21 protein-coding genes and 1 pseudogene are annotated in these 20,892 nt (G+C 65.5%); 19 read left to right on the plus strand and 3 right to left on the minus strand.

Annotated features, from left to right (window positions below):
- Positions 1-29 precede the first annotated feature (29 nt).
- Entirely contained in the window at positions 30-1,490 is a 1,461-nt protein-coding gene (locus tag J2W49_RS21585) for a TrkH family potassium uptake protein (RefSeq protein WP_310321009.1), read from the plus strand.
- Between the two features lie 159 nt (positions 1,491-1,649).
- On the opposite strand, the gene J2W49_RS21590 is transcribed toward J2W49_RS21585, so the two are convergent.
- The gene (locus J2W49_RS21590; RefSeq protein ID WP_310321011.1) at positions 1,650-2,354 is read right to left on the minus strand and encodes a glutathione S-transferase N-terminal domain-containing protein; all 705 of its coding nucleotides are present in this window, start codon (positions 2,352-2,354) and stop codon (positions 1,650-1,652) included.
- A 181-nt stretch (positions 2,355-2,535) separates the two neighbouring features.
- Between J2W49_RS21590 and J2W49_RS21595 the strand changes: the two genes are divergently transcribed.
- The 3 genes from J2W49_RS21595 to J2W49_RS21605 are packed head-to-tail and all read left to right on the plus strand — an operon-like array spanning position 2,536 to position 4,076.
- Positions 2,536-2,973 (plus strand): rhodanese-like domain-containing protein, encoded by a 438-nt coding sequence (locus tag J2W49_RS21595; protein WP_310321013.1) that lies wholly within the window; start codon positions 2,536-2,538, stop codon positions 2,971-2,973.
- Complete coding sequence (locus J2W49_RS21600; RefSeq protein WP_310321014.1) at positions 2,973-3,377, plus strand: YchJ family protein; 405 nt, start codon at positions 2,973-2,975, stop codon at positions 3,375-3,377. Before J2W49_RS21595 ends, J2W49_RS21600 begins: the two co-directional genes overlap by 1 nt.
- Before the next feature lie 42 nt (positions 3,378-3,419).
- Entirely contained in the window at positions 3,420-4,076 is a 657-nt protein-coding gene (locus J2W49_RS21605) for an HAD family hydrolase (RefSeq protein WP_310321016.1), read from the plus strand.
- A 99-nt stretch (positions 4,077-4,175) separates the two neighbouring features.
- Here J2W49_RS21605 and J2W49_RS21610 read toward each other — a convergent pair whose 3' ends face one another.
- Positions 4,176-4,640, minus strand: a complete 465-nt coding sequence (locus tag J2W49_RS21610) for an SRPBCC family protein (RefSeq protein WP_310321018.1) — start codon at positions 4,638-4,640, stop codon at positions 4,176-4,178.
- Positions 4,641-4,770: 130 nt separating this feature from the next.
- Positions 4,771-5,799: an AraC family transcriptional regulator gene (locus J2W49_RS21615; RefSeq protein WP_405001064.1), complete on the minus strand. Its 1,029-nt coding sequence runs from the start codon at positions 5,797-5,799 to the stop codon at positions 4,771-4,773.
- A gap of 135 nt (positions 5,800-5,934) precedes the next feature.
- Between J2W49_RS21615 and J2W49_RS21620 the strand changes: the two are divergent.
- The 15 genes and pseudogenes from J2W49_RS21620 to J2W49_RS21690 all read left to right on the plus strand — a co-directional run bounded on the left by J2W49_RS21620 (position 5,935) and on the right by J2W49_RS21690 (position 20,879).
- Positions 5,935-7,665: pseudogene (locus J2W49_RS21620) on the plus strand (AMP-binding protein).
- Positions 7,666-7,702: 37 nt separating this feature from the next.
- Positions 7,703-9,325, plus strand: a complete 1,623-nt coding sequence (locus J2W49_RS21625) for a carboxyl transferase domain-containing protein (RefSeq protein WP_310321020.1) — start codon at positions 7,703-7,705, stop codon at positions 9,323-9,325.
- A 42-nt stretch (positions 9,326-9,367) separates the two neighbouring features.
- Positions 9,368-9,655: a type II toxin-antitoxin system VapB family antitoxin gene (locus tag J2W49_RS21630; protein ID WP_310321022.1), complete on the plus strand. Its 288-nt coding sequence runs from the start codon at positions 9,368-9,370 to the stop codon at positions 9,653-9,655.
- Positions 9,652-10,053, plus strand: a complete 402-nt coding sequence (vapC, locus tag J2W49_RS21635) for a type II toxin-antitoxin system VapC family toxin (RefSeq protein WP_310321024.1) — start codon at positions 9,652-9,654, stop codon at positions 10,051-10,053. Before J2W49_RS21630 ends, vapC begins: the two co-directional genes overlap by 4 nt.
- Complete coding sequence (locus J2W49_RS21640) at positions 10,041-10,556, plus strand: DinB family protein (RefSeq protein ID WP_310321026.1); 516 nt, start codon at positions 10,041-10,043, stop codon at positions 10,554-10,556. The genes vapC and J2W49_RS21640 overlap by 13 nt, the downstream gene beginning before the upstream one ends.
- 31 nt (positions 10,557-10,587) lie before the next feature.
- Entirely contained in the window at positions 10,588-11,724 is a 1,137-nt protein-coding gene (locus J2W49_RS21645) for an acyl-CoA dehydrogenase family protein (protein WP_310321028.1), read from the plus strand.
- Positions 11,725-11,726: 2 nt separating this feature from the next.
- Positions 11,727-12,521, plus strand: a complete 795-nt coding sequence (locus J2W49_RS21650) for an enoyl-CoA hydratase/isomerase family protein (protein WP_310321030.1) — start codon at positions 11,727-11,729, stop codon at positions 12,519-12,521.
- Positions 12,518-13,144 (plus strand): DUF4126 domain-containing protein, encoded by a 627-nt coding sequence (locus J2W49_RS21655; protein ID WP_310321032.1) that lies wholly within the window; start codon positions 12,518-12,520, stop codon positions 13,142-13,144. Before J2W49_RS21650 ends, J2W49_RS21655 begins: the two co-directional genes overlap by 4 nt.
- The gene (bioA, locus tag J2W49_RS21660; protein ID WP_310321034.1) at positions 13,141-14,475 is read left to right on the plus strand and encodes an adenosylmethionine--8-amino-7-oxononanoate transaminase; all 1,335 of its coding nucleotides are present in this window, start codon (positions 13,141-13,143) and stop codon (positions 14,473-14,475) included. The genes J2W49_RS21655 and bioA overlap by 4 nt, the downstream gene beginning before the upstream one ends.
- The gene (locus J2W49_RS21665) at positions 14,465-15,694 is read left to right on the plus strand and encodes an aminotransferase class I/II-fold pyridoxal phosphate-dependent enzyme (RefSeq protein WP_310321037.1); all 1,230 of its coding nucleotides are present in this window, start codon (positions 14,465-14,467) and stop codon (positions 15,692-15,694) included. The genes bioA and J2W49_RS21665 overlap by 11 nt, the downstream gene beginning before the upstream one ends.
- The gene (gene bioD / locus J2W49_RS21670; RefSeq protein WP_310321040.1) at positions 15,691-16,377 is read left to right on the plus strand and encodes a dethiobiotin synthase; all 687 of its coding nucleotides are present in this window, start codon (positions 15,691-15,693) and stop codon (positions 16,375-16,377) included. The genes J2W49_RS21665 and bioD overlap by 4 nt, the downstream gene beginning before the upstream one ends.
- Positions 16,378-16,396: 19 nt before the next feature.
- Positions 16,397-18,439, plus strand: a complete 2,043-nt coding sequence (locus J2W49_RS21675) for an acetyl/propionyl/methylcrotonyl-CoA carboxylase subunit alpha (RefSeq protein WP_310321042.1) — start codon at positions 16,397-16,399, stop codon at positions 18,437-18,439.
- 48 nt (positions 18,440-18,487) lie between these two features.
- Positions 18,488-19,408, plus strand: a complete 921-nt coding sequence (locus tag J2W49_RS21680) for a 2-hydroxyacid dehydrogenase (protein ID WP_405001067.1) — start codon at positions 18,488-18,490, stop codon at positions 19,406-19,408.
- A 177-nt stretch (positions 19,409-19,585) separates the two neighbouring features.
- Complete coding sequence (locus tag J2W49_RS21685) at positions 19,586-19,936, plus strand: DUF3592 domain-containing protein (RefSeq protein ID WP_473092265.1); 351 nt, start codon at positions 19,586-19,588, stop codon at positions 19,934-19,936.
- 34 nt (positions 19,937-19,970) lie between these two features.
- A complete protein-coding gene (locus J2W49_RS21690; protein WP_310321047.1) occupies positions 19,971-20,879 on the plus strand; it encodes a hydroxymethylglutaryl-CoA lyase in 909 nt (302 codons plus the stop codon).
- Positions 20,880-20,892: the final 13 nt, after the last annotated feature.

The following is a 20,892-nucleotide window of genomic DNA, read 5'->3' on the forward strand; positions in this document are numbered from 1 at the left end:
GTCACTCCCCGGAAGGATCCCCTTCTTTCATGTACAGCCTGCTTCCGGTTCTGGCGATTTTTTCCCGCATCCTGCTGGCGTTCTCGCCGGCCTTTTTGGTGCCTCTGGTGTGGGCCTGGTTCCAGGACGCGCAGCAACAGGTGATCATCTGGGCACTGGGGTTCGGATTCACCGCCGCCAGTGGGCTGGTCATCTGGCAGCTCACCCGGCAGTACCGCCGCGAGCTCATGCCCAAGGACGGTTTTCTGCTGGTCAACCTGGTGTGGCTGCTGATGCCGGCCTACGCGGCCGCGCCGCTGATGTTCACCGTGCCGGACATCACCTGGACCAAGGCCTACTTCGAGTCCATGAGCGCACTCACCGCCACCGGATCGACCGCGCTTTCGGGGCTTGATGCGCTGCCGCTGTCGGTCAACATCTGGCGCTGCTTCCTCCAGTTGCTGGGTGGCTTGGGCATCATGCTGCTGGTGGTGGCGGTGCTGCCTCTGCTGGGGCTGGGCGGTGTGCAGCTGTACCGCGCCGAGACGCCCGGGCCCATGAAGGACACCAAGTTCACCCCGCGCATTGCCGAAACGGCGCGCGGCCTCTGGGGGGTGTATGTGCTGTTTTCGGTGGCCTGCATGCTGGCGTACCGCTGGGCCGGCATGAGCTGGGCCGATGCCTTCATGCACATGTGCAGCACCATGGGCCTGGGCGGTTTTTCGTCCCATGATGCGAGTTTTGGTTTCTGGAACTCGCCACAGATCGAGGCGGTGTCCACCGTGTTCATGGCGCTGGCCGGCGTCAGTTTCATGCGCTATTTCATCGTGCTGCGCAGCCGCTCGCTCAAGCCGCTCACTGGTGATCGAGAAATCCGGACCTACGTGAGCGTGCTGCTGGCCTCGATCACCTTGGTGACCGTGTTGCTGATGGGCCATGGCGTGTACGGCACCTGGCTCGAGGCCTTGCGCTCCAGCGCCTTCCATGTGGTGTCGCTGGCCACCACCACAGGCTATGCGTCCACCAACTACGCGGCCTGGCCGGTGTTCGCGCCGGTGCTGCTGATGTTTCTGGGGTGCTTCGTGTCGTGTGCCGGTTCCACGGGGGGCGGCATCAAGCTGGTGCGCATGGTGTTGCTGATCAAGCAGGCACGGCGCGAACTGGTGCGCATCATCCACCCACGTGTGGTGAACCCGGTGACGCTGGGCGGTGCGGTCATGCCCCTGCCCGTGATGACGGCGGTGCTGGGCTACATGCTGATCTATGGCGCCACCACCATGGGGTTCACCATGCTGATGCTGTTCACAGGCGTGGACATCGTGACCGCGTTTTCAGCGGTGGTGGCCACCGTGAACAACATCGGTCCCGGCCTGGGGGAGGTGGGTCCCGCCAGCAATTTTGGCGTGCTGACCGATGTGCAGATCTGGGTACTGACTTTTGCGATGTTGCTGGGGCGGCTGGAGCTGCTGACTGTGCTGGTGCTGTTCACGGGGCATTTCTGGAGGAAGTAGGGGCTCCCCCCTGCGCCGCTTCGCGGCTTCCCCCCTCTCTTGCGCGCCTTCGGCGCTTGGAGGGGGGACGGCAGCTTGGGCCGGCGGAGCCGTCCCTTTCTGCCCCTTGATCAAGACGCCTCGCGCCGGAGGGCGCTCAGAGCTTTCCCCTTTTTCGAACTAACTGCGCGCGGGGATGTTCAGGCCGCGTTGTACGGCGGGTCTGGCTTCGAAGGTTTCCAGTACCCGTTTCAGTTCCGGGAAGTCCTGGAAGCCCACGAGGTCGCCGGCGCCGTAGAAGCCGACGAGGTTGCGGACCCAGGGCCAGGTGGCTATGTCGGCCACGGTGTAGTCGTCGCCCATGAGCCAGGTGCGGCCGGTCATGCGCTGGTTGAGGACGTTGAGCAGGCGCTTGCTTTCGCTCACGTAGCGGTCGCGGGGGCGTTTGTCTTCGTAATCCTTGCCGGCGAATTTGTGGAAAAAGCCGAGCTGGCCGAACATGGGGCCCACGCCGCCCATCTGGAACATCAACCATTGCAGGGTTTCGTAGCGCTGTGCCGGGTCGGCAGGCAGGAACTGACCAGTCTTTTCTGCAAGGTAGATCAGGATGGCACCGGATTCGAACAAGGCCAGTGGCTGGCCGCCCGGGCCGTTGGGGTCGAGGATGGCCGGGATTTTGTTGTTGGGGTTGAGTGACAGGAAGGCCGGCGAGGTCTGGTCGTTCTTCTCGAAACTCACCAGGTGGGGCTCGTAGGGCAGGCCGGTCTCTTCCAGCATGATGGACGCCTTCACGCCGTTCGGCGTGGGCAGTGAGTAGAGTTGCAGGCGGTCCGGATGTTGGGCGGGCCACTTTTGCGTGATCGGAAAAGCAGACAGGTCGTTCATGAGGGCTCCTGGGTGGTGGTGCGTCGTGCGTCGCAGAGGCCTCCATTGAACACCGGCGCGAAATGCCCCTTCGTTGGCAAGTTCATGCGAATCGGCGTATCCAGCCCTTTCCTTGAACGAACTTCTGCCTACCCGATGCTGCGGATAATGGACGCTCATTGTGAGTTCAAAGGAGAACCCCATGCCCATTTCCAAAGGTTCCGCCGCGCTGGTGGCCGAGGCCAACGCCCAGATCACCACCTACAGCGTGGCCCAAGTGCGCGAGCGCCTTGAAAGCGACACCCGCTTGCAGTTGGTGGACATTCGTGACGTACGCGAGCTTGAACGCGAAGGCACGGCGCCCGGCGCGGTGCATGCGCCGCGCGGCATGCTGGAGTTCTGGGTGGACCCGGCGTCACCGTACTTCAAGCCGGTGTTCGGGGACGAAAGCAAGGAGTTCGTGCTGTTCTGCGGCGCCGGCTGGCGCAGCGCGCTGGCCACCAAGGCACTTCAGGACATGGGCATGAACAATGTGGCGCACATCGAAGGCGGTTTCACCGAGTGGCTCAAGCAAGGCGCGCCCACAGAAACACTGGAAGCACACAAGGCGCGTGCTGCGGCCGCCAGGCCCAAGGCCTGATGGGCGCGCTGCCTGAGGCCTGCCCGTGCGGGCAGAGCGATCAGCGGGGGCGTCATCTGGCCTTTGATGCCTGCTGCGGCCGGTACATTGATCAGGGCCTTGTTGCACCCGATGCAGAACACCTCATGCGTTCGCGCTACAGCGCATTCGTGCGAGAGCGTGCCGACCACCTGCTAGCCACCTGGCACCCCAGCACCCGCCCGAGCGACCTCACGCTGGACGCTGGCGTGAAGTGGCTGGGGCTGCTGGTGAAAAGCCATCGCCAGATCGATACAGATCACGCCGAGGTTGAGTTCGCTGCCCGCTCGCGCGTCGGTGGGCGTGGGCAGCGCCTGGAAGAGCGCAGCCAGTTTGTGCGTGAGGACGGGCGCTGGTATTACGTTGATGGAGAGATCAAGTCATGAAGCAGATGAAGCCTTGTGGGCAGGCGCAGCGGAGCGGCTCCGATGTTTAGCGCCGTCTTGTTCGATTGCGATGGCGTGCTCGTGGACAGCGAGCCCATCACCAACGGCGTGCTGCGCGAGGTGCTGAATGAAGCCGGCTGGGCCTTGACCCAGGCCGAGTGCATGCAGATCTTCATTGGCAAGGCCGTGCGCGACGAGCGCGTGCGCATCGAGCGCGAAACCGGCCGGCCCCTGACAGATGAATGGATGCAAGCCTTTTACGCTCGCCGAGACCAACGCCTGCGTGCCGAGTTGCAGACGGTGGCGGGTGCGCTCGGCGCGGTGATGGCCGCCCACGCCCACACCGAAGGCCGCATCGCCTGCGCCTCCGGCGCCGACCGACCCAAGGTGGTGATGCAGATCGAAATGGCAGGCATGTCTCCGTACTTTGGCGATCGCATCTTCAGCGGCCATGACCAGCCGCGCTCAAAGCCCCACCCCGACGTGTACCTGGCTGCCGCCGCCCACCTCGGTGCTGAACCGTCGCGCTGCCTGGTGGTGGAGGACACCGCTACCGGTGCCATGGCCGGTATTGCAGCCGGGGCGACCGTCTGGGGTTACTGCCCGGAAGGGCATGGGCGAGCGTTTGAGGGATTGCCGGTGGCGAGGGTGTTCCGGCACATGGACGAACTGGCGGTGGCGCTGCCTGCGCTTCTGTAAACGCCCACCGCAACGGGTCGCCTCCGAGGTGGATCCGTCGACCTCTTGCCCACGCGATGATCTGGGCCGGCTGCGGTGCCGTCCTTTTATGGACGGTGATCACCGGGGGCAGCCGTCAGGAAACTGGTCGGTCACCAGATTCAGAACCACGCCATGCTCCAGCCATGCCTTCAGGCCGGCCAGTACCATGGTGAATCCACCTTTTGAATCAATCGCTTGCGCCAGCACCTCGTCGTCGCTGCCACGAAAGCCCCAGTTCGATATCCTCACCAGGCTTGCCTGATGTCCACGTGGCTCAAATTGCCATTCAACCGGACACGGTGGGTCATCCCATTCAATGAGTATTCGCTTGTCTTGTTCGATGGCCTTGACATGGACTTCAGTGCCGACGCCGAACATTTCCCAATCCCAGCGGATGTCCTTTCCCGTCTCCAGCCGTCCACTGCTTCTGGTGAACCAGAATCTGGTGGTCGTCTCGGGTTCGATGAAAGCCTCAAAGACCTCAGCGACAGGTCTGTGGATGAGCATTTGCGCCGTAACGGTTGGCGCACTTGGCGTCTGCATTGCCTACCTCCTTGTTGATGGTGGAGCACGGGCGTCTGGAAGCACCACTTTGACGATGCGGCAAACGATGCGAGGCCACCTTTTGATTTTGCCCAGTAAAGACCACTCTGATCAATGCGTCCGCATCGAATCAGCGTGACGCCCGCCATTCCCCAGGCGCCACACCCGTCCAGCCCTTGAACGCGCGGATGAAGCTCTTCTCATTCAAGAACCCGGCCGCCTCAGCCACTTGTTTGATGGGCTTGGCCGTGCGCTGCAGCAGGTCCAGTGCGCGGTCTCGGCGCACCTCGTCTTTCAACGCCTGTAGCGAAGCGCCCTCCAGTTTCAGCTGGCGGTGCAGGGTGCGGGCTGACAGGTTCAGCAGCGCGGCGAGGTCGTCGGCGTTGTGTGCGCCCAGCGGCTGACTCAACAGCACCTGGCGCACGCGCTGCACCAGCAGGCGGTCGCGGCGGTAGGAGCGCACGGTCAGTGGCAGTGCGCGCTGCAGCAACTGGGTCATGGCGACTTCGTCGCGCTGCACCGGCAGGGCCAGGTAGCGCACGTCGAATTCGATGACCGCGTGCCCTGCGTCGAACGTGCACGGGCCGTCGAACAGCACCCGGTAGGCATCCAGGTGCGGCGGCGGCGGGTAAGAAAACTGTGCCCCTTTGAGCGGAATGCGCGAGTCGATGTACCAGCTGGCCAGGCCGTGGATGTTGCGCAGCACAGAGACCACGCAGAATTCCGAAGGCGCTTCCGGGTGGCGGTGCGGGCGCAGCGCGATGCGCGCGGTCTCGCCTTCGGTTTCCACCGTCAGGGCAATGTCGTCCGTCAGCAGGCCGTGGTGACGGCACCAGCGGTGCAGCGCCAGGCCCAGCTGCGGTGCGCTGAGCGAGGCGCGGGCCAGCATGCCGTAGCTGCCCCAGGGCAGGCGGCGGCTGAAACAGCCCAGGCCTTCATCATCCAGCTCGCGCATGGCGGCGTCCGAGATGCGCTCCATCTGCCAGGCGGTGATGCGCGCGTTGGGCCGATGCAATTGAGATGGCGCAATCTGTGCCAGGGCCAGGGCCTTGGCAGAGTCCATGCCACGCTGCTGGTAAGCCAACACCATGGCGCGAACAAAGGCCATGGGGGTGATGGCGGGCGCAGTGGTGGTCGGTGGTGGCGGCAGGGAGGACACGGGGATCAGTGTGCCTGAACACTGGCACGATTTGCAACCAATGTGGCAACCATCCGCAGGCCCATGCTCCTATGCTTGTGCCCTGGTCAGCCACCGGCCACAGGGCGTACGGAATAACCGCAGGAGACAACACTCATGAGCACCGCTAGCATCGCCGCGCCGTTGACACAGAGCCTGGCCGTTGGCGCCACCGACGTGGCGCTGATCGAGCTGACCATCGGCGCGCATTTTGATTCGGTGGTGGCGCAGCGGCCTGATCACGAAGCCCTGGTCAGCGTACACCAGGGCCTGCGCTTCACCTACCGCAGCCTGCAGGCGCAGGCCAACCGCCTGGCCAGCGCACTGCTGCGCCAGGGCTTGCAGCCCGGCGACCGCGTCGGCATCTGGTCGCACAACAACGCCGAATGGGTGCTGATGCAGTTGGCCACAGCCAAGGCCGGCCTGGTGCTGGTCAACATCAACCCGGCCTACCGCACCAGCGAAGTCGAATACGCGCTCAACAAGGTGGGCTGCAGACTGCTGGTGACCATGGCCTAGTTCAAGTCCAGCGATTACCTGGGCATGCTGCGCGAGCTGGCGCCCGAATGGGCCAGCTCAGCGCCCGGTCAGCTGCAGGCGAAACAGCTGCCCAGCCTGCACACCGTGGTGTGGATCGACGGCCCGGCAGACGCGCCTGAACTGGAGACCGCCGGCCTGATGCCGTTTTCTGCGTTGCTGGCACAGGGCGATCAACACGACCCACGCGTGGCGGAAGTGGGCACCACGCTCAAGGCCACCGACCCCATCAACATCCAGTTCACCAGCGGCACCACCGGCTTCCCCAAGGGCGCCACGCTCACGCACCGCAACATCCTCAACAACGGCTTCTTCATCGGCGAATGCATGAAACTCACACCGGCCGACCGGCTCTGCATTCCCGTGCCGCTGTACCACTGCTTCGGCATGGTGCTGGGCAATCTGGCCTGCTTCACACACGGCGCCACCGTGGTGTACCCGAACGACGGATTCGACCCACTCACCGTGCTGCAGACGGTGCAGGCCGAAAAATGCACCGGGCTGCATGGCGTGCCCACCATGTTCATCGCTGAGCTGGACCACTCGCGTTTCAAGGAATTCGACCTGTCCACCCTGCGCACCGGCATCATGGCCGGCTCGCCGTGCCCCATCGAGGTGATGAAGCGCGTGGTCAGCGACATGCACCTGTCCGACATCACCATTGCCTACGGCATGACCGAAACCAGCCCGGTGAGCTGCCAGAGCAGCACCGATACGCCGCTGGACCGCCGCGTGTCCACCGTGGGGGTGGTGCAGCCGCACCTTGAGGTGAAGATCGTTCACCCCGACACCGGCACGGTGGTACCGCCCGGCGAGTCCGGCGAACTGTGCACGCGCGGGTATTCGGTGATGCACGGCTACTGGGATGATGAGGCCAGGACCCGTGAAGCGATCGACGCCGAGGGCTGGATGCACACCGGCGACCTGGCCACCATGGACGCCGAGGGATATGTCAACATCGTCGGCCGCATCAAGGACATGGTGATTCGCGGCGGTGAGAACATCTACCCGCGCGAGATCGAAGAGTTTCTGTACCGCCACCCCGCCGTGCAGGACGTGCAGGTGGTGGGTGTGCCGGATGCCAAGTACGGCGAGGAGCTGTGTGCCTGGATCGTGTTGAAGCCCGGTCAGGCACTGACCGAGTCTGCCGTGCGCGATTTCTGCCAGGGCCGCATTGCACACTACAAGGTGCCGCGCCACATCCGGTTTGTGGAGGGCTTCCCCATGACCGTGACCGGCAAGATCCAGAAATTCAAGATCCGCGATGCGATGAAAGAACAGCTGGGGCTGGCCGAGCAAACGACCGCTTGAATCTTTCCACAGACACCTTTCCCACCGGAACAACGAGATGACGATCCTGGAAACCCAACTCAACGCCCGCTCCGCCGACTTCCAGACCAATGCCGCAGCCATGCGCGCCGTGGTCGAAGACCTGCAGAAGCAGATTGCCCGCAGCGCTCTGGGTGGTGGTGAGGCCGCTCGCGCCAAGCACACCGCGCGTGGCAAGCTGCTGCCGCGCGACCGGGTGCAGATGCTGCTGGACCCCGGCACGCCGTTTCTGGAGCTGAGCCCGCTGGCGGCGATGAACATGTACCCGGACCGCGACGGGAGCGACAGCGCACCCTGCGCCGGCGTGATCACCGGCATCGGTCGTGTGAGCGGCGTGGACTGCCTGATCGTGTGCAACGATGCCACCGTGAAGGGCGGCACCTATTACCCCATGACGGTGAAGAAGCACCTGCGCGCGCAAGAGGTGGCGATGCAGAACAACCTCACCTGCATCTACCTGGTGGACTCGGGTGGCGCCAACCTGCCGAACCAGGACGACGTGTTCCCCGACCGCGACCACTTTGGCCGCATCTTCTACAACCAGGCCAACATGTCGGCCAATGGCATCGCGCAGATCGCGGTGGTGATGGGCTCCTGCACCGCCGGTGGCGCCTATGTGCCCGCCATGAGTGACGAGACCATCATCGTCAAGAACCAGGGCACCATCTTCCTGGGCGGCCCACCATTGGTGAAGGCCGCCATCGGCGAGATCGTCAGCGCCGAAGACCTGGGCGGTGGCGATGTGCACACCCGCCTCTCCGGCGTGGCCGACCACCTGGCGCAGAACGATGCGCACGCCATCGCGCTGGCGCGCCAGGCCGTGGCCACGCTCAACCGCCGCAAACCCGCGCCGCATGCGTTGACCGAACCGCGCGAGCCGCTGTACCCCACCGAAGAGCTGTATGGCGTGATCCCGGCCGACACGCGCAAGCCCTACGACGTGCACGAGATCATCGCGCGCATCGTGGACGGCAGCGAATTCCACGAATTCAAAGCGCGCTACGGCGCCACGCTGGTGTGCGGCTTCGCGCACATCGAAGGCATGCCGATTGGTATCGTGGCCAACAACGGCGTGTTGTTTTCCGAGAGCGCCCAGAAGGGCGCGCACTTCATCGAGCTGTGCTGCCAACGCAAGGTGCCGCTGCTGTTCCTGCAGAACATCACCGGCTTCATGGTCGGCCGCAAATACGAAAGCGAAGGCATCGCCCGCCACGGCGCCAAGATGGTCACGGCCGTGGCCACCGCCAACGTGCCCAAGTTCACCGTGATCATCGGCGGCAGCTACGGCGCCGGCAACTACGGCATGTGCGGCCGCGCCTACAGCCCGCGCTTCCTCTGGATGTGGCCCAACGCGCGCATCTGCGTCATGGGCGGCGAACAGGCCGCGGGCGTGCTGGCCACCGTGAAGCGCGACGGCATCGAGGCCAAGGGCGGCACCTGGAGTGCGGAAGAAGAAGCTGCCTTCAAGCAGCCGGTGCTCGACCAGTTCAGTCACCAGTCGCACCCGTATTACGCCAGCGCCCGCCTGTGGGACGACGGCGTGATCGATCCGGCCGATACGCGCCGTGTGCTTGCGCTGGCTTTGTCGGCCTCCATGAATGCGCCGATTCCCGAGCCGAAGTTTGGTGTGTTTCGCATGTGATGTGTATGATTTGCTATTTTCATACACATTGGAGATGCAGGTATGCGGACCAATATCGTCATTGACGACAAACTCATGGCCGATGTGATGGCCAGTGGTGACTTCAAAACCAAACGCGAGGCAGTGGAGGAGGGCTTGCGCATGCTCAAGCGGCGCAAGGCGTATGCGGCCATCCGCGCTGCCCGCGGCACATTGTTCTGGGACGACTCGGACGAAGCCTGGGCTAAACACAGGACTGAGCTTGCCGAGCAAGCCACATCCAGGCAGTCAGCATCTGCCGTGCAAGAACCTGCTCCGCCGTACAAGGCTGACCCGGGTGAACAGTCATGACCCTGGTGGACTCCAGCGTCTGGATCGACTACTTCAGAGGCGACAAAAATCTCCAGACTGAATACCTGGATATGCTGCTGGAACGATCAGAGGAAGAGTTGGGCGTGGCCGACCTCGTTGTGTTTGAGGTGCTGCGGGGCTTCACCGACGCAAGGGCCCAGCGGAAGGCACAAGCTCTTCTGCTCAATACCACGGTGGTTGACATTGGCGGGTTGGACAACGCGTTGCGTGCGGCCAACGTCTACCGCCGACTGCGTGAACAAGGCCGCACCGTGCGCAGCGCCATTGACGTGCTGCTCGCCAGCTACTGCATGACGCACGGCCACGTGCTGCTGCACCGTGACGCCGATTTCGAATCGCTCAAGACCCTGGGAGACCTGGACACATGGCCGAACTGAACCCCTGGCAAGCCCACTTCACCCAACTCGCCCGCTACAACGTGTGGGCCACCGAACGCCTGCTTCAGGCAATTGAACCGGTCAGCGAACTCGACTACCGGCGCGATCTGCGGCTGTTCTTCAAGAGCATCCACGGCACGCTCAACCACCTGCTGGTGGGTGAGCACATGCTGTGGCAGCGGCGTTTCGCGCGCGGGGAATCACCCATGCTGGCGCTGGACATGGAGGCTGAGCCCGAGCGCGACCGGCTGGCCCAGGCACTCAAGGGCGGCGCCAAGGTGTGGGAGGCGCTGATCGCCGAATGGCCGGCCGAGCGCTTCGACGGCAAGCTCCAGTACACCACCACGCGCGGTCAGGCCATGAGTCTGCCGTTCGCTGCCACGCTGGCCCATGTGTTCAACCACGGTACCCACCACCGCGGTCAGATCACCGCCGCGCTGACTTTTCTGGGCCAACCCGCGCCCGTTCTCGATCTGGTGTACTTCCTGCAGCAGAACCCCTGAGCATCGCCACCAGAACGAAAGAGACAAGTCCATGAGCGCCACCATCTACGACACCCCCGAACACGAACTGCTGCGCGACCAGGTGGCACGCTTCCTGGCGCGTGAGGTGGAGCCGCATGCGGCCGCCTGGGAGGAAACGGGCATGGTGCCGCGCGACGTGCTGCGCCGGATGGGGCAGGCAGGTCTGATGGGCATTGCATTTGAAGGCGAATACGGCGGCGCCGATGCCGACGCGCTGACCAACCTGGTGTTTGCCGAAGCGCTGTCGCAAAGCACCTTCGCCGGGTTCATCATCACCGTGCTCGTGCACACGGACATGGCCGGACCGCATCTGCACCACGCCGGCACGCCCGCGCAGAAGGCCAAGTACCTGCTGAGGGTGACGGCGGGCGAGCTCATCACGGCGGTGGGCATCAGTGAGCCGGGTGCGGGTTCCGACGTGGCGGGCATGCGCACCACCGCACGCCGAGATGGCGATGACTGGGTCATCAACGGCACCAAGATGTTCATCACCAACGGCGTGCACGGCGACCTGTACTTCGTGGCCGCCAAGACCGGCACCGCACGCCACGACATGTCGATGTTCATTGTGGAAAAAGGCACACCGGGATTCACCGTGGGCCGCGCCCTGAAGAAAACTGGCTGGCTCAGCAGCGACACGGCCGAACTGGTGTTCGACAACGTGCGCATCCCCGCCGACAACCTGCTCGGCGAAGAGGGCAAAGGTTTTTATTCGGTGATGAAGAACTTCCAGACCGAACGCGTCGCCCTGGGTGCCATGGCGATTGGCCACTGCACGCAGGCGCTCAAGCTCACGCTGGATTACGTGCGCCAGCGGCAGGCCTTCGGCGCCCCGCTGTGGGACCAGCAGACGATCCGTCAGCGCCTGTCGATGCTGGACGCCAAGGTGCGCGCGGCCCGGCAGTTCATGTACCACTGCGCCTGGAGCGTGACACAGGGCCACGACATCGTGCAGGAGGTGTCGATGTTGAAGGCGTTGACTGGCGAGCTGGTCAACGAAGTGGTGCAGACCTGCCAGCAGTTCCACGGCGGCATGGGCTTCATCCGCGAGACGGCCATTGAGCGCCTGTGGCGCGATGCGCGCGTGCTGGCCATTGGCGGTGGTGCCACCGAAGTGATGCTTGAAGAAGTTGCAAAGAGGTATTGAACATGAGTGATGTACTGGATGTCTCCCGTCCCAATGCCCATGTGGCGCACGTGTGGCTCAATCGCCCGGATGTGCGCAACGCGTTCAACGACGATGTGATCGCCGCGCTCACCGAAACGTTCACGGGCTTGTCGCATGACGAAGACCTGCGCGTGGTGGTGCTGGGCGCGCACGGCAAGGCATTCTGCGCCGGGGCTGACCTGAACTGGATGAAGACCATGGCCGGTTACAGCTGGGATGAAAACCGCGCCGATGCCCAGAAGCTGGCCGACATGCTCTGGACGCTGGACCAGTGCCCGGTGCCGGTAGTGGGCCGTGTGCAGGGCGACTGTTACGCCGGTGGCATGGGGCTGGCCGCCATCTGCGACGTGCTGGTGGCGGTGGAGGGTGCGACCTTCTGCCTGTCCGAAGCGCGGCTGGGTTTGTTGCCCGCCACCATCAGCCCCTATGTGGTGCGGGCGCTGGGCGCACAGGCGTCGCGCCGCTACATGGTCACGGCTGAACGTTTCAGCGCAGTGCGCGCGCACGCCCTGGGCATGGTGCACGAACTGGCCACGCCCGACACGCTCGACGCCAAGGTGAACGAAATCGTGACCACGCTGGTGGCCAATGGCCCGAAGGCGTTGCGCGAATGCAAACGCCTGGTGCGTGACGTGAGCGGTTTGCCCATCACGACCGAGCTGCGGGGCGAGACCGCGCGCCGCATCGCCGACGTCCGCGCCAGCGATGAGGGTCGTGAAGGGCTGGCGTCGTTCCTGAACAAACGCCCCGCCGGCTGGCTGCCGACCTCGCCATGAACGAAGCCCTCGCATCCCTCGGCACCCCGGAGCTGCTGGCGCTGGCCGCCGCGCTCGGCTGGGCCAGCGGCTTCCGCATGTACGCGGTGGTGTTTCTGGTGGGCATGGCCGGGGCCACCGGCTGGATGGAGCTCCCCACCGGTCTGCAGGTGTTGCAACACCCGCTGCTGCTGGTGGCCAGCGGGTTCATGCTGTTCGTGGAGTTTTTCGCCGACAAGATCCCGGTGGTCGATTCGCTCTGGGACATGGTCAACAGCGTGCTGCGCATCCCTGCCGGCGCGGCACTCGCGGCTGGTGTGTTCGGTGCCGACAGCGGCGCCATGGCCCTGGCGGCAGCCCTGTTGGGCGGCTCGCTGGCCGCCACCAGCCAGGCCGCAAAGACCAGCACGCGCGCGGCCATCAACACTTCGCCCGAACCCTTCAGCAACATCGGCGCCAGCCTGGTGGAAGACGGTCTGGTGGTGGGTGCGCTGTGGCTCGCCACCCAGCATCCCATGCTCTTCGCAGTCCTGCTGGCGCTGACCGTGGTCCTGATGTGGATCACCATCTGGGCCTTGTTCAAATTCCTGCGCGCCGTGTTCCGTCGCCTGGGTGGCCGCACTGCTGCATCCACTTCACCATGACCTCTGCCACTCCTTTTGCCGACCCGTCTGGCGTTTCCGCTGACTGGCAGCGCCGCAGTCTCGATGCCATCTGGCACCCCTGCACGCAGATGGCGCGCGCGCAGCACGCGCCGCCGCTGCCAATCGCGCGCGGCCAGGGCGCCTGGCTGTACGACCACGACGGGCGCCGCTACTTTGACGCCATCAGTTCCTGGTGGGTCAACCTGTTCGGCCATGCCGACCCTGGCATCAACGCCGCCATCACCGCACAGCTGGGCACCTTGCCCCACGTGATGCTGGCCGGTTGCACTCACGAACCGGCGGTGCGCCTGGCCGAGCGCCTGCGCGAGCGCACCGGAGGGGCGCTGGGCCATTGCTCGTTCGGCAGCGACGGCGCCAGCGCGGTGGAGATCGCGCTCAAGCAGAGCTTTCACAGCTGGCGCAACCTGGGCCGCGAACACAAGCGCGCCTTCGTCTGCCTGCGCCACAGCTACCACGGTGAAACCATCGGCGCCCTGGCCGTGACAGACGTGGCCGTGTTCCGCGATGCTTATGACCCGATGCTGATGCGCGCGCACATCGTGGAAGCGCCCGATGCCCGCCTGGACAACGAAGCCCATGCACTGGAGGCCATGCGCACGCTGTTGGCAGAGAAGCACGCCGACATCGCGGCCGTGATTGTGGAGCCGCTGGTGCAGGGTGCCGCCGGCATGGTGATGCACTCACCGGACTACCTGCGAGCGCTTCGCCGGCTCTGTCGCGAACACGAAGTGCACCTGATCGCTGACGAGATTGCGGTGGGCTGCGGCCGCACGGGCACCTTCTTCGCCTGGGAACACACCACCCCTGCCAGCGCGCAAGACTGGCCCGATTTTCTGCTGCTCTCCAAAGGCATCACCGGCGGCACGCTGCCGTTGTCGCTGGTGCTCACCACCGACGCGGTGTTCCAGGCGTTCTGGTCCGAAGACCCCGCGCGTGGTTTCCTGCACTCCCATTCCTACACCGGCAATGCGTTGGCCTGTGCCGCCGCCAACGCCGTGCTCGACCGTTTCGACGCCGGACAAACCGAGGACAACGCACAGCAGGCAGCCTGGCTGGCCGAGGCTTTCGCGCCGCTGGCCGCTGACGCCCGCGTGGCGCACTGGCGCCAGCGCGGCACCATCGTGGCGTTTGACGTACCCGACGCCGCCCCCGGTTTTGCCGAGCGCTTCCACATGGCGGGCCGCGCGCGCGAACTGCTCATCCGTCCCATTGGCCGCACGGTGTACCTGATGCCGCCGTACCTCATTGATCCACCCATCGCCGCCTGGCTGGCCCAGGCGGTGCAAGACACCCTCAACGATGTGGTTTGAACACCTTCAATCGCGCCTGGATGCACTGGCGGCCGGCGACCTCACCCGGCGCTTGCGCACCGTGTTGTCCGGCACAGCGCCGCACCAGCGCGTCAGCGGAGCCGACGGCGTTGCGCGCGACCTGCTGCTGTTCTGCAGCAACGACTACCTGGGCCTGGCCGCGCACCCCGCCATCGCGCAGGCACTGGCCGAAGGCGCGCGCCGCTGGGGTGGCGGCTCCGGTGCCTCGCCCCTGGTCAGTGGCCATTCAGCGGCCCACGCGGCGGTGGCCGACTGGCTGGGCCAGGCCTACGCCGCTCACATTCCGCAGGCGCGCGCACTGGGCTTCTGTACCGGCTACATGGCCAACCTGGGCGTGCTCACCGCACTGGGCGATGCCGACACCGAACTGTTCTGCGAAGCCTTGAATCACGCCTCGCTGATCGACGGTGCCCGGCTGGCCCGGGGCCGCGTGACGCGCTACCCCCACCGCGACGTGCAGGCCCTGGCCCACGCACTGGCGGTCAGCACGGCGCCGCGCCGCCTCATCGTCACCGACAGCGTCTTCAGCATGGACGGCGACATCGCGCCCTTGCGCGAACTGCTGGCCCTGGCAGAGGCGCACGATGCGCTGCTGGTGGTCGACGACGCGCACGGCTTTGGTGTGCTGGGCGAACGCGGCCTGGGTGCGGTGGAGGCGCTGGGCTTGCGCAGCCAACGCCTGGTGCTGGTGGGCACGCTGGGCAAGGCCGCGGGTGTGGCCGGTGCCTTTGTGGTGGCGCACACCACCGTCATTGAATTTCTGCTGCAGACGGCGCGCAACCTCATCTTCTCCACCGCTGCGCCGCCGGCCGTGGAGCATGCGGTGCTGGCCGCGCTGCACCTGGTCGACAGCGAAGAAGGCCGCGAGCGCCGCGCCCTGCTGGCGCAGCGTGTGGCACGCCTGCGCAGTGGCATGGCCGACCTGCTGGCCGAGCGTCCTGCCACGCCTTGGCAGCTGCTGCCCTCGGACACGCCCATCCAGCCTCTCATCATTGGCGACAACGCCGCCACCATGGCCTTGTCAGCCCGGCTGGAGCAGCTGGGCCTGCGCGTGCCCGGCATCCGCCCACCCACCGTGCCCGCCGGCACCGCACGCCTGCGCATCACCCTGTGTGCTGCGCACACCGCGCGCGATGTGGACCGGCTGCTGCAAGCCCTGGCCGAATGCGCGGATGAGCGCGTGGGAGCCACGGCATGAAGGGTTGGTTCGTCACCGGCACCGACACCGAGATCGGCAAGACCTGCGTGAGCGCCGGCATGGTCCATCTGCTCGGCCAGCAGGGCTGGCGTGTCGCGGCGGTCAAGCCGCTGGCGGCGGGTCAGGCACAGGACGTCGAGGGGCGCTGGTTCAACGAAGACGTGCGCCTGTTGCACGCCGCGCAGTCCGCCGGTTTGAGCGAGGCCGAGGTGGGCCCGCTGCAATTCCGCGCCGCCTGTGCGCCGCACATTGCCGCGCGCATCGAAGACCGCCCCATCGAACGCGAATGGCTGGTCTCGCAGGTGCGTGCCACCGCCGCGCGCGCCGACCTCAGCGTGGTCGAAGGGGTGGGCGGTTTCCGAGTGCCCTTGTGCGAGGGCTGGGACACCGCCGATCTGGCGCACGACCTGGGCCTGCCGGTGGTGCTGGTGGTGGGCCTGCGCCTGGGCTGCATCAACCACGCTGCGCTCACCGCCGAAGCGGTGCGCGCGCGAGGCCTCACGCTCGCGGGCTGGGTGGCGAACACGCTCGAAGCCCCGCTGCCGCACCTCGGCGACAACCTCTCCGCCCTGCAAACCGTGCTGGGCGCACCTTGCTGGGGCCACGTGCCCCGCCTGCATCCTCCCACCGCCGCCGCCGTGGCGGCCCACCTGAACCCCGACGCCGTGCCTGTGCGTCTTTGACACCCTGAAGGTCCATGCCATGTTCAAAAAAATCCTGATTGCCAACAGGGGCGAAATCGCCTGCCGCGTGGCCGCCACCGCGCGGCGCATGGGCGTGAAGACCGTGGCTGTGTATTCCGATGCCGACGCCAGCGCCAAGCACGTGGCCGCCTGCGATGAAGCCGTGCACATCGGCGGCAGCGCGCCCAAGGAGAGCTACCTGCAGTGGCAGCGCATCCTTGACGCGGCCAAGGCCACCGGCGCACAGGCCGTGCACCCCGGCTACGGCTTCCTCAGTGAAAACGAAGCCTTCGCCAATGCCTGCGCCGAAGCGGGGCTGGTGTTCATCGGCCCGCCGTCTTCCGCCATTGAAGCGATGGGGCTGAAGGCCGAATCCAAGCGACTCATGGAAAAAGCCGGCGTGCCCCTGGTGCCCGGCTACCATGGCGCTGATCAGGACCCGCACATGCTGCAGCACGAGGCCGACCGCATCGGCTACCCGGTGCTCATCAAGGCCAGCGCCGGTGGCGGTGGCAAGGGCATGCGTGTGGTGGAAAAGAGCGAAGACTTCGCCGCCGCGCTGGCGAGTTGCCAGCGCGAGGCGCGCAACAGCTTTGGCAGTGACGCGGTGCTGATCGAAAAATACGTGCTGCGGCCCCGTCACATCGAGATCCAGGTTTTCGGCGACACGCATGGCAATTGCGTCTACCTGTTCGAGCGCGACTGCTCGGTCCAGCGTCGCCATCAGAAGGTGCTGGAAGAAGCCCCTGCGCCCGGCCTCACGTCGGAATTGCGCCAGCAGATGGGCCTGGCCGCGGTGGCGGCGGCCAAGGCGGTGCATTACGTGGGCGCCGGCACGGTGGAGTTCATTGTCGAGCAGCCCGGTGGCTACGAGAAGCCGGAAGACATGCGCTTCTTCTTCATGGAAATGAACACGCGCCTGCAGGTGGAGCACCCGGTGACCGAGGCCATCACCGGCCTGGACCTGGTGGAGTGGCAGCTGCGTGTGGCCAGCGGTGAGCCCTTGCCGCTGCAGCAGCACGAACTGCGCATGCACGGCCACGCCATCGAAGCGCGAATCTGCGCTGAAAACCCCGACAACCAGTTCCTGCCCGCCACCGGCACCTTGCAGGTCTACCGCAAGCCAGCGCACACGGCGTTCCGGCCCCCTCTCCCGCGTGCGGGAGAGGGTTGGGGTGAGGGTGTGCGTTTTGACGACGGCGTGCGCGAGGGCGATGCCATCAGCCCGTTCTACGACTCCATGATCGCCAAGCTGATCGTGCACGGAGACACCCGTGAACAGGCCTTGGCGAGGCTCGATGAAGCGCTGGCCGAAACCCGCATCGTCGGCCTGGCCACCAACGTGCAGTTCCTGCGCCATGTCGCGGCCAGCGATTCATTTGCGCAGGCGAAGCTCGACACCGCACTGATTCCGCGCGAAGCCGCCGTGCTGTTCCAGCAGGACCGCGTGGGCCGCGACCAGGCGGTGGCCGCCGCCGTGGCGCAAACCCTGCTGACCGAACGCGCAGCGGAAGGCGCCGACCCGTTCTCGCGCCGCGACGGCTTCCGCTCCCACGGCCTCACCGTGCGGCGCTTCGACTTCGAATACCTGGGCGAGGGCATGCTGGCTTACCTCACCTACGAACGCGGTGGTGCGCTCACGCTCAAGGTGGACGAGACCACGTCACCGCTGGTGTTTGAAGCGGTGGCCGGCGGCAGCCGTTTCGACCTGCAGTACGCCGGCCAGCGCCAGGTGGTGCAGACCTGGACACAAGGCGAAATGGTGCATGTGTTCACACCGTTTGGCGCCACGCAGATCCTGGAGATCGACGCCCTGGCCCACGCTGGTGAAGCCGCCCACGAAGGCGGCCGACTCACCGCGCCCATGCCGGGCAAGGTGGTGTCCTTCTCTGTGAAGGCGGGCGACGCGGTCACCAAGGGCCAGCCGCTGGCGGTGATGGAAGCCATGAAGATGGAGCACACCATCGCCGCGCCGGCCGACGGCACGGTGGCTGAGCTGTTGTATGCGCCGGGGGATCAGGTCAATGAAGGCGCGGAGTTGCTGCGCCTGGTCACCGCGTGACATCGGCTGCCGGCAAGGGTTGATAAGCTCGCCTGCATGAGCACCTCCTTGAACATCACCCTCTGCATGGCGCAGACCAAGCCCGAACCCTGGGAAACCGGCCTGCGCGCCGCGTTGCCTGGTGCCACCGTGAGCAACTGGCAACCCGGCGATGCGCCTGCCGATTACGCCGTGGTCTGGGCGCCGCCCCAGGCCTTTCTGGACGAGCAGCCCAGGCTCAAGGCCCTGTTCAACATCGGCGCCGGTGTGGACGCGCTCTTGAAGCTGAAGCTGCCACCGGGTTGCCAGATCGTGCGGCTGGACGATGCCGGCATGTCGGTGCAAATGGCCGAATACGTGTGCCACGCCGTGATCCGCCACTTCCGCGAGTTCGATGGTTACGAGGCCGATGTGAAAGCCGGCAAATGGTCTTACCGCAAACCGCGCATGCGCGCGGATTTCCCCGTGGGCGTGATGGGCCTGGGCGTGCTGGGTGAACGCGTGGCGCGGGCTCTGAGCGTGTTCGAATTCCCGGTGCACGGCTGGAGCCGCTCGCCCAAGCAGATTGAGGGCGTGCAGAGCCACAGCGGCAGTGACGGTTTCAACACCTTCCGGTCGTCGTGCCGCGTGCTGGTCAACCTGCTGCCCCTCACGCCAGACACCACGGACATCCTGAACGCCCAGACCCTGTCGCTGCTGCAACCTGGCGGTTACCTCGTCAACGTGGCGCGCGGGGCGCACTTGGTGGAAGAAGACTTGCTGACCTTGATCGACAGCGGCCACCTGGCCGGCGCCACGCTGGACGTGTTCCGCACCGAACCCTTGCCCGCAGGTCATCCGTTCTGGAACCACCCGAAAATCACCGTCACGCCCCACACCTCGGCCCGTACGCTGCGCGAGGAAAGCATCGCGCAGATCGCCGGCAAGATGCTCGCTCTCTCGCGTGGCGAAGCGGTGGCTGGGTTGGTGGACCCCCGGAGCGGGTACTGAAGCCAGAAGCGGCAAGGCGGTCCGACACCGGGAATGGCAGACATGACGACCACGACTTCAACCTCAACCGTCCGGCGCTTTTTCGGTTTGCTCGGCTGGCTCCTTCTGATGCCCAGTGCGTTGACTGCGCTGGGCGCGGCATGGCTTCTGGCTTCCAGCCTCAATACTCTGGATAACATGCAAACCGCACAGGGCCGTGTGGTGGGGCATCAAGACGCCGTCGTGGGCCCTTCCACCCGCCGTGCCTTTGGGCAACAGAGCATCGTGGAGTTTGTGGCCAGTGATGGCCGCAGCTTGCGTTTCACGGACGATGTCGTGCGTCAGCTGCAGGCGGTGCACGACGTCGGCGAAAAGGTTACGGTGCGCTACCCCGCCAACGACCCATCAAAGGCAGAGATCAGCAGCTCCAGCATGGTGAAGGTGTTCATCGGCGCGGTTCTTCTGTTGTTCAGCGGCATTGGCCTGGTGCTGGGTTGGCTGCTGCTGCGCCTGAGCCCCAAGGCCCCCACCGGCACTTCCACGGCTTGATGCCTATCGCCACATTTCAGAATCGGAGACCCCCATGCACCTTCCCACTCGCGTCCGCCTCATCGACGTCGGTCCGCGCGACGGCCTGCAGAACGAAAAGCAGCCGGTGCCTGCCGCCGTGAAGATCGAACTGGTGCACCGCCTGCAGACCGCCGGCCTGAAAGAGATCGAGGTCACCAGCTACGTGAGCCCCAAGTGGGTGCCGCAGATGGCCGACAACCACGAAGTCATGGCCGGCATCACGCGCCTGCCCGGCGTGGCCTATTCGGTGCTCACGCCCAATCTCAAGGGTTTCGAGGCCGCAATGCTCGACCAGCCGAACGAGATCGTCGTGTTCGGTGCCGCCAGCGAAGCCTTCAGCCAGAAGAACATCAACTGCTCCATCGCTGAGAGCATCGAGCGCTTTGCGCCCGTGGTGGAAGCGGCCCTTACAAAAGGCATTGCGGTGCGCGGCGCCATGAGTTGCACCGTGGGATGCCCGTATGAAGGCGACATCGCGCCCGAGCGCGTGGCCTACCTGGCGGGGCTGATGAAAGGCATTGGCGTGCAGCGCGTGGACGTGGCCGACACCATCGGCGTCGGCACGCCCCGGCGCGTGCAGGCCGCCCTCGAGGCCACGCTGCAGCACTTCGGCATCGATCACGTCAGCGGCCACTTTCACGACACCTACGGTCAGGCGCTGTCGAACACGCTGGCGGCACTGGAAGTGGGCGTCTGGAACTTCCAGTCATCGGTGTCCGGCCTGGGCGGCTGTCCCTACGCCAAAGGCGCCACCGGCAACGTGGCGACCGAAGACGTGGTCTACCTGCTGCATGGCATGGGCATAGAGACCGGCATCGACCTGGACGCACTGGTGGATGCGGGTGCCTACATCAGTGAACAGTTGGGCCGACCATCAGGTTCACGCGTGGCGCGGGCATTGCTGGCCAAGCGCGCTGGCTGAAGACCGACCAAAC

Source organism: Hydrogenophaga palleronii (assembly GCF_031457455.1).
Classification (GTDB): Bacteria; Pseudomonadota; Gammaproteobacteria; order Burkholderiales; family Burkholderiaceae_C; genus Hydrogenophaga; species Hydrogenophaga palleronii_A.

Bases quoted from the DNA above. Each gene is read 5' to 3' on its own strand.
- J2W49_RS21690 (WP_310321047.1), top strand. From the start codon at position 19,971: ATGCACCTTCCCACTCGCGTCCGCCTCATCGACGTCGGTCCGCGCGAC.
- J2W49_RS21590 (WP_310321011.1), bottom strand. From the start codon at position 2,354: ATGAACGACCTGTCTGCTTTTCCGATCACGCAAAAGTGGCCCGCCCAA.
- J2W49_RS21610 (WP_310321018.1), bottom strand. From the start codon at position 4,640: ATGCAGACGCCAAGTGCGCCAACCGTTACGGCGCAAATGCTCATCCAC.
- bioD (WP_310321040.1), top strand. From the start codon at position 15,691: ATGAAGGGTTGGTTCGTCACCGGCACCGACACCGAGATCGGCAAGACC.
- J2W49_RS21630 (WP_310321022.1), top strand. From the start codon at position 9,368: ATGCGGACCAATATCGTCATTGACGACAAACTCATGGCCGATGTGATG.
- J2W49_RS21675 (WP_310321042.1), top strand. From the start codon at position 16,397: ATGTTCAAAAAAATCCTGATTGCCAACAGGGGCGAAATCGCCTGCCGC.
- bioA (WP_310321034.1), top strand. From the start codon at position 13,141: ATGACCTCTGCCACTCCTTTTGCCGACCCGTCTGGCGTTTCCGCTGAC.
- J2W49_RS21685 (WP_473092265.1), top strand. From the start codon at position 19,586: ATGCAAACCGCACAGGGCCGTGTGGTGGGGCATCAAGACGCCGTCGTG.
- J2W49_RS21625 (WP_310321020.1), top strand. From the start codon at position 7,703: ATGACGATCCTGGAAACCCAACTCAACGCCCGCTCCGCCGACTTCCAG.
- vapC (WP_310321024.1), top strand. From the start codon at position 9,652: ATGACCCTGGTGGACTCCAGCGTCTGGATCGACTACTTCAGAGGCGAC.
- J2W49_RS21605 (WP_310321016.1), top strand. From the start codon at position 3,420: ATGTTTAGCGCCGTCTTGTTCGATTGCGATGGCGTGCTCGTGGACAGC.
- J2W49_RS21595 (WP_310321013.1), top strand. From the start codon at position 2,536: ATGCCCATTTCCAAAGGTTCCGCCGCGCTGGTGGCCGAGGCCAACGCC.
- J2W49_RS21645 (WP_310321028.1), top strand. From the start codon at position 10,588: ATGAGCGCCACCATCTACGACACCCCCGAACACGAACTGCTGCGCGAC.
- J2W49_RS21640 (WP_310321026.1), top strand. From the start codon at position 10,041: ATGGCCGAACTGAACCCCTGGCAAGCCCACTTCACCCAACTCGCCCGC.
- J2W49_RS21600 (WP_310321014.1), top strand. From the start codon at position 2,973: ATGGGCGCGCTGCCTGAGGCCTGCCCGTGCGGGCAGAGCGATCAGCGG.
- J2W49_RS21585 (WP_310321009.1), top strand. From the start codon at position 30: ATGTACAGCCTGCTTCCGGTTCTGGCGATTTTTTCCCGCATCCTGCTG.
- J2W49_RS21655 (WP_310321032.1), top strand. From the start codon at position 12,518: ATGAACGAAGCCCTCGCATCCCTCGGCACCCCGGAGCTGCTGGCGCTG.
- J2W49_RS21665 (WP_310321037.1), top strand. From the start codon at position 14,465: ATGTGGTTTGAACACCTTCAATCGCGCCTGGATGCACTGGCGGCCGGC.
- J2W49_RS21650 (WP_310321030.1), top strand. From the start codon at position 11,727: ATGAGTGATGTACTGGATGTCTCCCGTCCCAATGCCCATGTGGCGCAC.